Annotated in this window: 7 protein-coding genes; 4 read left to right on the forward strand and 3 right to left on the reverse strand. The window is 56.2% G+C overall.

All coding sequences use genetic code 11. From position 1 onward, the window contains the following. Complete coding sequence (locus QGM61_RS07225; protein WP_237133626.1) at nt 1-3,141, forward strand: AAA family ATPase; 3,141 nt, start codon at nt 1-3, stop codon at nt 3,139-3,141. Here QGM61_RS07225 and QGM61_RS07230 read toward each other — a convergent pair. After that, entirely contained in the window at nt 3,136-3,651 is a 516-nt protein-coding gene (locus QGM61_RS07230; RefSeq protein ID WP_237133625.1) for a DinB family protein, read from the reverse strand. The two genes, QGM61_RS07225 and QGM61_RS07230, sit on opposite strands and share 6 nt — an antisense overlap. A gap of 91 nt (nt 3,652-3,742) precedes the next feature. After that, nucleotides 3,743-4,345: a LysE family translocator gene (locus tag QGM61_RS07235; protein ID WP_281132479.1), complete on the reverse strand. Its 603-nt coding sequence runs from the start codon at nt 4,343-4,345 to the stop codon at nt 3,743-3,745. A 186-nt stretch (nt 4,346-4,531) separates the two neighbouring features. On the opposite strand from QGM61_RS07235, the gene QGM61_RS07240 reads away from it, so the two are divergent. Beyond that, nucleotides 4,532-5,926 (forward strand): PLP-dependent aminotransferase family protein, encoded by a 1,395-nt coding sequence (locus QGM61_RS07240; RefSeq protein ID WP_237133623.1) that lies wholly within the window; start codon nt 4,532-4,534, stop codon nt 5,924-5,926. Nucleotides 5,927-5,993: 67 nt separating this feature from the next. Here QGM61_RS07240 and QGM61_RS07245 read toward each other — a convergent pair whose 3' ends face one another. After that, nucleotides 5,994-8,417, reverse strand: a complete 2,424-nt coding sequence (locus QGM61_RS07245; protein ID WP_281132480.1) for a DUF5916 domain-containing protein — start codon at nt 8,415-8,417, stop codon at nt 5,994-5,996. A gap of 222 nt (nt 8,418-8,639) precedes the next feature. Here QGM61_RS07245 and QGM61_RS07250 point away from each other — a divergent pair, with 222 nt between their 5' ends. Together QGM61_RS07250 and QGM61_RS07255 are read left to right on the forward strand one after the other, a co-directional pair. Then, complete coding sequence (locus QGM61_RS07250; RefSeq protein WP_281132481.1) at nt 8,640-9,647, forward strand: hypothetical protein; 1,008 nt, start codon at nt 8,640-8,642, stop codon at nt 9,645-9,647. Nucleotides 9,648-9,690: 43 nt separating this feature from the next. Further along, nucleotides 9,691-11,388 carry an amidase gene (locus tag QGM61_RS07255; RefSeq protein ID WP_281132482.1) on the forward strand — a complete coding sequence of 566 codons (1,698 nt, stop codon included), beginning with the start codon at nt 9,691-9,693 and terminating at the stop codon, nt 11,386-11,388. Nucleotides 11,389-11,405 lie beyond the last annotated feature (17 nt).

The raw sequence follows: 11,405 nt of genomic DNA on the forward strand, positions 1-11,405 counted from the left end.
ATGCGCATTCTGGGCATACGCTTTCAGAACCTGAACTCCCTGCTTGGCGAATGGGAAATCGACTTCACAGACCCGGCCTACACAAGTGACGGAATTTTTGCCATTATCGGCCCCACCGGTGCCGGCAAAAGCACGCTGCTTGATGCGATGTGTCTGGCGCTTTATGGACAGACACCGCGGCTTGGTTCCATCACTGCCTCCAGCAATGAAATCATGTCGCGCCAGAGCGGCGAGTGTTTTGCGGAAATTACCTTCAGCACGCAACAGGGTCGCTATCGCGCGTTCTGGGCACAGCACCGCGCACGCAAAAAACCGGACGGCAAACTGCAGGCCGCCCGACATGAAGTTGTGGATGCAGAGTCCGGGAAAATCATCGACAGCAAGTTGAGCACTGTTGGCTCTCGAATTGTAGAGTTGACCGGCATGGACTTCGCCAGGTTCACGCAATCCATGCTGCTGGCCCAGGGTGGGTTTACCGCCTTCCTGAGAGCCACACCCGATGACCGCGCGCCGATACTGGAAAAGATAACCGGCACCGCCATCTATGGCGATATCTCCCTGGCGGTGCACGAGCGGCTCAGCGAGAAGAAACAGCAGCTTGCACTTTTGCTGGCTGAGCAACAGGGCACGCAATTGCTGACGGAGGAGCAGGAAACCGGACTGCAGAATGAAGCCTCGCAGCTTGCCGCGCAGCTGCAGACTGCAACTGTGCAAATCGATTCTCTGCGCCAGAAATACCAATGGCATATCAAGTGTGAAGAGCTGCGCAGCAGTCTGGAACAACTTCAGCACGACCAGCAGCAATGGCAGCAACGAGAGGCAGCGTCCGCGCCAGACCGACGCCAGCTGGAGGCAGCCAACCGGGCGCTGGAACTCAGCTCTAAATACACAGGCTTGACTGAGTTGCGACGTCAGCAGCAAACCGAGAAACAGCGACTGACTGACGACAAAACCTTGCAGCAAAAACTGCAGGATGACATCGAACAGCAACAGCGACTTATCTCAGACGGTGAGGAAGCGCTGCAGGAAGCCGAGGCCCAAGAGCAGAAGATGCGTCCCTTGTTCCGAAAAGTCGATGCTCTGGATACCCAGATTACAGAGACCAGAGTGTCGGCAGAACATCAGCAGCACGAACTGGCAAAATGCATCAAAGACAAGGGCCTGCAAAAAGACAGAATCCTGCAGATGGATCCGGCGGACGCTGACGCAGTCCACGAACTTGCCAGCAGCGAAGTACGCGCCGCAGAGCAACACCTCCAGAAACTGACCCGTGCCAGCAGCAGTGCCGACATTAGGGCGCAGTCCGAAGCGGCGACAGCGAAGCTTGGCGCGCATGCCAATCTGCTCCGCGATATCGAATCACTCTCATCCTCAGACGAACAGGTGTCGAAACTCGAGCAGGAGAATGCCAACGCCAACAACGAACATGTTCGCGCCAGTCATGAGCGCGAGCAGGCGGAGGCCATGGTGCTGGCGCACCAGAAAACATTAAAGTCACTGCAGGAGCAGCAGCGATTGCAGCAGCGCGTGCTGGACATGGAAGCCATGCGTACGCAACTGGAAGAAGATGTGCCCTGCCCGCTTTGCGGCTCCACACAGCACCCTTATGCCAGTCATCAGCCGGACATCAATCAGGACGCAGTTCAGGCAGACATCGACAGCACTCAACAGGCCCTGGAAAACAGTACTCAAACCGTTTCCACTGCTGGCAAAAAAGAAGTGACATGGCACACCAGAAAGGAGCAACTGCAGCAGCAGATCGAGGCACTCCAGCACAGGCAGTCTGAATTACGTAGACATATCGAAAGCCAGTGCCTTGAGCTTGGCATACACACTGAACAAGACAGGCTGAGTGCCACAGTCGCATCACGTCGCGACTCAATCATCGAGCAGAAAGCCACTCTAAGCAAAACGCTCGAGGAAATTGATGCGGCCCAGGCCAGATTGCATGCCGCCCAACAAAAGCAGATTGCCACTGAGGGCGCACGCGAAGCACTGAGCATCAAGCGCCAGCTGGAAGCAAGCCAGCTGAAACTTGAGAATCTTGTGCAGCAACGGCGGGATCTGCTGGGTGACAAATCAGTTGAGCAGCAAGAGCAGTCTGTCACTGAAAAAACACAGAAAGCACGGCAGTCACTGCACACCGCACAAGTAAGCCTGAATCGACTGGGCCAGCAACTTAGCGACTGTGAACGACGCATCGCAACTGGAATCAAGAGCGTACACAGATTGTGCCACCAGTTAAATGATGCCGAATCACATTTCTGCGAATTATTGTCTGCTCAGCAATTCGAGAATGAACAGGCCTTGCTGTCGGCCCAGTTGCCGGAACGGGAACGCAAGCAGCTGGCGGACCGGATTCAGGCATTAACGGACGAAGGCAAAACCATCAAGGCACTGTTGCGGCGTCGCAATGAGGAACTGGAGGCCCTGCTAAACAGTAAACCGGGTGAGGAAACACGACAGCTTCTACAACAGCAGTTGCAGGCAGAGGAAACGACGGCCAACTCATTGCGGGAATCACTCGGCGCTGTTCGACAACGCCTTAAGGACAACGACGAGGCGCGCCAGCGACAGCAATCACTGTCAGAACAGATTGACCGACACCGCGATGAGGTCGAACGCTGGGGACGCCTGCATGAACTGATTGGCTCCAGTAACGGCAAGAAATTCCGCAATTTTGCACAGGGTCTGACATTTGAATTGATGGTGTCGCATGCCAATCAGCAATTACAGAAAATGACCGATCGCTACCTGCTGGTCCGTGATCGCGAGCAACCGCTGGAACTGAATGTCATCGACAACTATCAGGCCGGAGAAACACGTTCAACAAAGAACCTGTCAGGCGGCGAGAGCTTTATCGTGTCGCTGGCCCTGGCACTCGGGCTGTCAGGCATAGCCAGTCGCAATGTGCGGGTCGACTCGCTGTTTCTGGACGAAGGGTTTGGAACTCTGGATGAAGAAGCTCTGGATGTCGCACTGGATACACTGTCCGGCCTGCAGCAGCAAGGCAAATTGATCGGTGTCATTTCTCACGTTGCAGCACTCAAAGAACGCATCGGCACGCAGATAATAGTGGCCCCGGTGGCCGGCGGGCGCAGTCGTCTCAGCGGCCCCGGCTGCCGATCGCTTTCCTCATGACAGTCCAGGCATATACAAAAGGTCCGTCACACCCGGGTCCATGCCCTGCTGGAATAACAATGTAGTGAGCTGCCCACGATGATGGGTCTGATGATTAAAAAAATGTGTCAGCGCCAGCCACATCGGCAGGGTTCGGGGCTGCGGGTTGGTCATCGGGGTGAAATGCAGCTCTGACTCAACGGTTTCCCGGTCCAGGCTGCCTGCCCAGTCAATAATGCGTTGATCTTCCGCTTCTCTGGCCTGTCGCAGCTCCTCAAAAGAATCAGTCAGCATGTAGTCCAGTGACGGCACGACGTATGGTTTGCCTGTAAAACGTCCCATCCAGATTCGGTCAGCCAGTATCAGATGATTCAGCGTACCGTGTATGGACTTGAAAAAGGCTCGCTGGTCCTGTTTGCGCTGCTCATCACTCAGGCTGGCGCTGGCCTCGTAAAGCTTCTGATTCATCCATTGATTATAGGTCGCCATCGTATTGGCATGTGTCAGGTAGTCCACAGACTTTGTGTTCACCACACTTTCCTCCTGATTATCGAGCACTTCCGTTTAACCGGGCCGATGATAAGCCAATTCATACAATGTGCTAATGCGTTCGCAAGCTCTGTCACACCAGCAAGGGATACATGGAGGCCAGCAACAGCCCTGCCATCAGCAGATTGAACTGACGCGCTCGTCTTGCATTTGCCAGAAAGCGTCGCAGCGACGCGCCAAACAGATTCCAGATACTGATGCAGGGGATACCGACTACGGCAAACATAAGACCAATCATCAGAAGACTGTCTAGCATGGCCTCTGGCTGTGTATAGGTTGCCACAGCCGTAATCATCATCATCCATGCTTTGGGATTCACCCACTGAAACAGCGCAGCCTGCCAGAAACTCAACGGACGTTTAACCTTCAAGGGCGCAGACTCATCAATAGCGGGCGCCGGTCGCACCAGCAACCAGGTGAGATACAGCAGCGCAACTCCGCACAATACCTTCAGCAGGCCTGCAGCCAGGGGCACACGCAGCAGCAGCTGACCAATCCCCAGTGCCACGGCGACCAGCAATATCTGACATCCGACTGTGATTCCCAGAATATGCGGTATCGATCGTTGAAAACCAAAATTAGCGCCCGAGGCAAGCAACATCATATTGTTAGGCCCCGGTGTTCCTGTCATGACAAGCACAAACCCGACAAGTGCCAGAATCTGCTCCAATGCCATATCAATTCTCCTCCGCAGGAGTCATACCTGCACATAGTGCTATTACGCATGCCACTGTAGCTGGACAGGCACCACCAATACAGATATAAAATAATGAATTTGAACCGTTACAGTTTTGATATTCACACATCTGTAATGGCGGCCTGAGACCTATCTGTACCGCTGGACTGTAACACTGGAGCTACTATGCTTTATCTGGAAATGGCAGACCGACTGCAGACACAAATCGCCGCAGGACTTTTCCCTGTCGGTTCCCGGCTGCCAGGAGTTCGCAAACTCAGTATTCAGCAGGAAGTCAGCATCGCCACAGCCGTCAGTGCCTGTCGTGAGCTTGAGCAGCGAGGCGTGCTGGAAGCCAGGCCGCGGTCCGGCTATTTTGTGCGCCAGCCACCTGCCCAGCGCGATATGCCGAGGAAGGCAAGCACCAGCCACCGGCCACGCGCAGTCACCGGACAGGAGCGCGTACTGCAGTTACTCCAGGCCGTCAACGATCCCGGGATTGTCAATCTGGGCGCCGCCGTACCAGACGCTGATTTTCTACCTGCGCGGCAGGTGGAACAGGCTTTTCATCACGTACTCAAGACCCAGCGCAGGCGCTGTGCAGGTTACGAATTCCCACCTGGTGCACCTGAGCTGCGTCAGCAGATTGCGCGCAGGCTGGCGGGTATGCAATGTCTGGTTAACGCTGACGATGTACTGGTCACCAACAGCTGTCAGGAATCCATTGCCATCGCCCTGAAGTTGCTGACTCAGGCCGGCGATACCGTGGCTCTAGAGTCGCCAACCTATTACGGGCTGCTGCAGGTCATCGAATCGCTGGGGCTGAAGGCCCTGGAGATTCCAACCGACCCCGAGACAGGCATCTCCATAGAAGCGCTGGATCTCGCACTGGAAAAATGGAAGGTCGCAGCCTGCATTCTGGTCCCCAACTTTTCCAACCCGCTTGGCGTATGTATGAGTGACGCACGCAAGCAGGCGCTGATGAAATGCCTGAGCAGACACCAGGTACCACTGATTGAAGATGATATTTATGGAGACCTGTCGTTCAATATAAGACGACCTTCGCCGGTCAAGCGCTGGGACACCGAAGGTCTGGTCTACTATTGTTCTTCATCGTCGAAAACCCTGTCGGCTGGCATGCGGGTGGGCTGGCTGGTTCCTGGCAAACGCCATGCTGAAGCAACCTATCTGCAGTTTGTAAACACGGTTTCGGTTAATTCACCCGGTCAGCTTGCATTGGCGCATATTCTGCAGCACGGCCACTACGAACGGGAAGTGAGGCGCTCAGCCAGTGAATATGTGCGAGCCATTGCCCGCATGACCGACAGGGTGACACAGCTGTTTCCGGAAGATACCCGGGTCAGCCGACCTGCCGGTGGTTTTGTGCTGTGGGTGGAGCTGCCAGAAGATATCAACACCACCGCATTGATGGCACAGGCGATGGATGAAGGTGTGAGCTTTGCGCCAGGTCCGCTGTTTTCTGCCAGCGGCAAGTTTGGCCATTGCCTGCGATTGAACTGTGCCGTGCGCTGGGATGCGCGGCTGGAGAGAGCACTGCTGACACTGGCGCGCCTGCTATGAAATTCTATTGAGTGGCACCTGGAGCCCTGATATCAAATCAGGGCTCCAGTGCTGCACTGCAAAGTCCTCAGGTACCGAGGCGGTAACGCAGCTTGATAACCAGCTGGCTGACCAGTGGGTTCTGCCAGGAATCATCAAACTGATCGGAAAAGTCGAACAGGCCCGCACGACGGTTGGCGTTGCGGTTGTAGACGATAAACAGATCTGACAACGGCGCAATCTCCCAACGGTAGCGCAGCTGGAAGTTCATCTGCGAAATCGAGAAATCCCCGGGTGTCGCCGAGTGCTGATCCACTTCGATCAGATCACGGTTGCGGGTCGGTGCATTCGCAGGCAGGCGGAAGTAGCGATCACCCAGCGCCTTGATGCCTACCCACTGCAGACCCGCACTGAGCTGCTGCTTGGCGGTCAGATAGTACTCAAAACGGAAGTTGCTTTCCCACTGCGAAGTTTCAAAGGCAGTAAAGTTCTGACCGCCCTGATGCAACAACCAGCCGTCACGATCCTGATAGTTAACATTGGCCGCGAAATTAATGTTCGGCAGCGGACGCCAGTTCATCCCCAGGTCATAGCGATAGCTGTCACCACTGGCAAATTCCTCGGAACGGCCAAAGCCAATTTCCCAGCTGAACGGCAGAGCAGTATTGGTGCTGTAGTTGGCGCTGGCATTCAGACGCTCACGGGTAGCAAAGGTGCCATTGCCAAAACTGTTCAGATCATCATAACGCTTGGGGAAGTGCTGGAAGCTCAGGTTGACCCGGTCCAGATTATTCAGCGTGATGGTCGTGCTGATTACAGGCACGGCATTGTTGGTGCGATCACCGTCCAGACTCTCCTCGTAGCGCAGGAAGGGACTGACACGGATATCACGCGCCCAGCCCAGGTTGGTCTTGATCCACTCAAAACGATACCAGGCTTCCCAGACGTTATTGCGATCCTGGTAACCAAAGTCATTGATGTCGATGGTGTCATCCAGGTAGGTCAGGTTCAGGGTGTGTTTAAAGCCCTGCCGCGGTGAGTAAACGATGTCGGTGAAGGTGCCATAACCCTGGCCGTTTTCATCGGAGTCGGAGGTCACCACAGCGCCATCAAAGCTCCAGATACCGCCCTGGGTCAGATAACGATAGTCCACCGCATGCACTTCGGCATCAGAGTCAGGGTGTGCCACCAGTGTGCCAATGTAACCCAGCCCGCGATACGCGGCACCGCCTGCTGCATCCTCATAGAGCACACGGAAAGCTGTGAAGTCGCGACCTTCCTGCTCAATGCGCTGACCGCCGACATTGTATCGGGTCTCGTCTTCCACCGCTGACAGCAGACCATAACGCACACGTCCCAGCTGGCCAGTGGCTTTGACCGCACCAATCAGATCGGCGTTGGTAATGCGCTGGCGCGCGGTCAGCGATTCACCGGGATCCAGATCTGGCGATCGTGGGCGGCCACCAATGCGTCGTGTATTGAGAATTGTGAAGCGCTTGCCGGAACTGCCGTTGGCGCGCGAGGTGACATTAAAGATTTCCTGGCCTTCCTGGAAGAACAGGCGCTTTTCAGGGAAAAAAGTCTCGCTGGCAGTGAGGTTGACCACAACATCATCTGCTTCTGCCGAGCCAAAGTCGGGATTAATGGTTGCCGTCATCTGGAAGTTGGTGGATGGTCTCCAGAATATATCTGCACCCGTGCGATGCCGCCACTCACTGTCGATTTCATCATAGGTCGACGCAACCGAGGGAAACAGGCTCCACTGCTGGGTGGGGTTGACGCCATCGAGCTGCATCCGCGGAAAGTTGCTGAGAAACACCGGATCGGACTTGGCGATGGCCGGCCAGGACCAGTTCTGGTTCAGGTGGGCCACAACACGCTCGGCATAAAACCCGATCTCCCGGTCTTCATCACGTGATGGCATGGCCAGCTGTCCCCAGGGGATATAGAACTCCGCGGACCAGCCATTGGCCGTTTCTGAAGTCGCGCCGTACCAGGCGCCATCCCACTGACTGTTGTACTGACGCTCAGGTAGAATCGTGCCGTCCAGCTGATTGTCACCCAGTGCGAGACTGACCCAGTAGCCATACTGCCCTTCGCCGGAAGAATCCAGTGTTATGGACACCCGGTCGCGGTTCACTTCGCGATTGTCGCGCGCAGTGATGCGGCGCACCAGGGTATCCGACGGCTGTTCCATATCGACACCGATGTAGATACCACGGTCGTTATAAAACACCCTGAGCCTGGTTCGGTAAGGTGCCGGTGCAAGTGTTTCCGGCTCAACCACGCCAAAACCGGTGTACCCCGTCAGTCCCTGCCAGGCAGAGTCGTCCAGATTACCATCAAGACGGATGTCTATATCATCCGATAATCGTTGCAGAGGCAGTCTGGTTTCGGCTCCCAGTCTGGGAACGGTTTCCGTAGCGGCGGCGTTAATGGGTTGGGCTGCTGCCAGCTGGCTGAACGGGATGGCAAGCAAACCGGCAATGGTCAGGTGAACAATCGATCTCAAAACGACCTTCCTGTAATTTGAATTATGAGTAACAAAACTTTGGGATTATAACGACCTGATATGGAAGTGGCTTTAATAAAATTGCAGCAAAGTTTGTCCAATTGTCGACCATTTGCCGCAAATGCTTGATTAGACCTTGCCTTACCCGGAACCTTTATCCAATAATCGGTGTTGTTCTGGCACAATTCTGTGACAAATCCAACGATCCCGGGGGAAATAATAATGACTCTCCGCGCCGCCGCTATTTCACTGTCCCTGCTTGCCACCCTGCCGGCTGGTCTCAGCCATGCCCAATCTGACGACCTGCCCCGCCTGGCCAATGGCCAGCCTGATCTGCAGGGTGTCTGGAGCAATAAAACACTGACTCCGCTGACCCGCGACCGCGATCTGGGCGAAACGCTGGTACTGAGCCCAGAGCAGGTGCATGCCATGGAACAGAACCATGCCTCATTCATCGATGCCGAATTTGCACCCAGCGATCCCAATCGCGAGGCCGGTGCCGGCGCCCAGGCTGGCGACGATGGCGATACCGATGACGGCTACAACGAGTTCTGGAAAGAAGTCGGCGACCGCATCCAGGTGATCAATGGTGAGCCCCGCTCCTCCATCATCGTGGACCCACCCAACGGGCAGATTCCCTTTGCAGAAGGTGCCCGGCTGCGCCGCGAACTGCCACCAGGAGTCAGCGCCAATGACGGCCCTGAGGGCCGGCCGCTGGCTGAGCGCTGCCTGCTCTCCTTTGGCAACCACTCTGGTCCGCCCATGCTGCCAGTGATGTACAACAATAATTATCAGATCGTTCAGAATGACGACTACGTGATGATCATGGCCGAGATGAATCACGACGCCCGTATCATCCGCCTGAATGATGAATTGCGCCCGGAAATGAACAAGTGGATGGGCGACTCCGTGGGTCACTGGGACGGCGATACCCTGGTCGTGACCACTACCGGCTTTCATCCGCAACAGCGCGTGTTTGGTGCTTCCCAGAACCTGACCGTGACCGAGCGCTTCGAACGGGTCTCGGAAACCGAGATTCTGTACACCTTTACACTGGATGACCCATCGGTTTACCGACAGCCGTGGACCGGTGAACTGATGTTTAATGCCCGGCCCAGCGACGAAAAAATATTCGAATACGCCTGCCACGAGGGCAACTATGCACTGCCAGGCGTCCTGGCGGGGGCACGACGGGCTGAAGCAGAAGCCGCCATGAGCGCCAACGATTAATACAGCAGCAAACACTGGATCCAATACTCTGACATGCAGGTGAATGATGACTGATAATGCCGCAACGATGATTCACCCGCCCGCAATCGAACGCGGAATCAGGTATCACGCTTTGTTGCTGGCGCGAACCGCCATGATGGGGGCGACAGCACTGCTGATAGCCTGCTCGCCGCCATCTGAGACTGTTGAGAGCAGCGATGTCAGCGTCGGCTCGACCGATGCCAGCGAGACTGCAGGCAACAACAGTGAGCAGGTTCCGGCCTGGGCGGATGTCGAAATCCTGCAGGACGCCATGCAGGACGGTGAGCTGACTGCCGTCGCCTTGACTGAGTATTACCTGCAGCGTATCGCCACCTACAACGACAGCCTGCGGGCCGTGATCGAAGTGAATCCGGAGGCACTGGACATCGCCGCCCGTCTCGACCAGGAGCGCGCCAGCGGCAACGTGCGTTCGGCGCTGCACGGCATGCCGGTGCTATTGAAAGACAATATCGATACCGCGGATGCCATGAAAACGACCGCCGGGAGTTACGCGCTGCTGTTTGCCCCCACACCGGCAGAGGACGCCTTTCTGGTTCAACAGCTGCGTGAGGCTGGTGCCGTCATTCTTGGGAAAGCCAATCTCAGTGAGTGGGCTAATTTCCGCTCCACAAGCTCATCCAGCGGCTGGTCGGCGCGTGGTGGCCAGGCCCGCAACCCCTACAATGCGCTGCACACTCCCTGCGGGTCCAGCTCTGGCTCCGGTGTCGCAGTCGCAGCCGATCTGACATTGCTGGCAGTGGGCACCGAAACCAACGGGTCCATCATCTGCCCCTCTGCCAACAATAGCGTGGTTGGCATTAAGCCCACGCTGGGACTGATTTCCCGCAGCGGTGTCATTCCGATTGCCCACAGTCAGGACACTGCAGGCCCCATGACGCGAACTGTGGCAGACGCCGCTGTAATGCTGAGCGTGATGGCGGGCAGCGATCCGCAGGATGCCATCACTGACAACCCTCAGGCTCAGAGCCCCGTGGACTACACGCAATACCTGCAGGCCGACGCGCTGTCAGGCAAACGCATAGGCGTGATGCGCTCTTTGTTTGGCCGCAACGCTCCGCTTGACGCCTTGATGGAGTCGCAACTGGACGAGCTGCGCAGTGCTGGCGCTACAGTGGTTGACATCGAACTGAGTGGCAGCCGCGAGCTCAGTGAGGCCTCCTACCAGGTGCTGTTGTATGAGTTCAAAAACGACCTGAATGCCTACCTGAGAAATCGTGGTGGCTTTTATCAGTCCCTTGAGCACCTGATCCGCTTTAACGAGGTCAATGCATCACTGCAGATGCCATGGTTCGCCCAGGAGATTTTTCTGGAGGCCCAGGCGACAACAGATCTGACCGACCCTGCATACCTGGAAGCCTTGCAGCAGGCAAAGTCCATCAGTCAGTCCCGCCTCGACGACGCACTGACAAACAATCAGCTGGATGCGATTGTGGCACCGAGCAACGGCCCTGGCTGGCTGATCGATCTGGAAAATGGTGATGATGGCTCCTCGGTGAACTATGTATCCAGCTCCGGCCTCGCCGCGATCGCTGGGTACCCTGCCATCACGGTTCCCGCTGGCTACATAGACGGGATGCCAGTCGGCATCTCCTTTTTCGGAGCGGCCTTTTCAGAACCAGAGCTGATTGGCCTGGCCTATGCCTACGAACAGCGCACCCAGGCCAGACGGGCGCCCGAGCTGACATCCGTATCGCCCTGACGCTGCTTTGTCGGTGT

It is taken from the genome of Pseudohongiella sp. SYSU M77423, assembly GCF_029911965.1.
Taxonomy (GTDB): Bacteria; Pseudomonadota; Gammaproteobacteria; order Pseudomonadales; family Pseudohongiellaceae; genus Pseudohongiella.

Bases quoted from the DNA above. Each gene is read 5' to 3' on its own strand.
- QGM61_RS07255 (WP_281132482.1), top strand. From the start codon at position 9,691: ATGATGACTGATAATGCCGCAACGATGATTCACCCGCCCGCAATCGAA.
- QGM61_RS07250 (WP_281132481.1), top strand. From the start codon at position 8,640: ATGACTCTCCGCGCCGCCGCTATTTCACTGTCCCTGCTTGCCACCCTG.
- QGM61_RS07235 (WP_281132479.1), bottom strand. From the start codon at position 4,345: ATGGCATTGGAGCAGATTCTGGCACTTGTCGGGTTTGTGCTTGTCATG.
- QGM61_RS07225 (WP_237133626.1), top strand. From the start codon at position 1: ATGCGCATTCTGGGCATACGCTTTCAGAACCTGAACTCCCTGCTTGGC.
- QGM61_RS07240 (WP_237133623.1), top strand. From the start codon at position 4,532: ATGCTTTATCTGGAAATGGCAGACCGACTGCAGACACAAATCGCCGCA.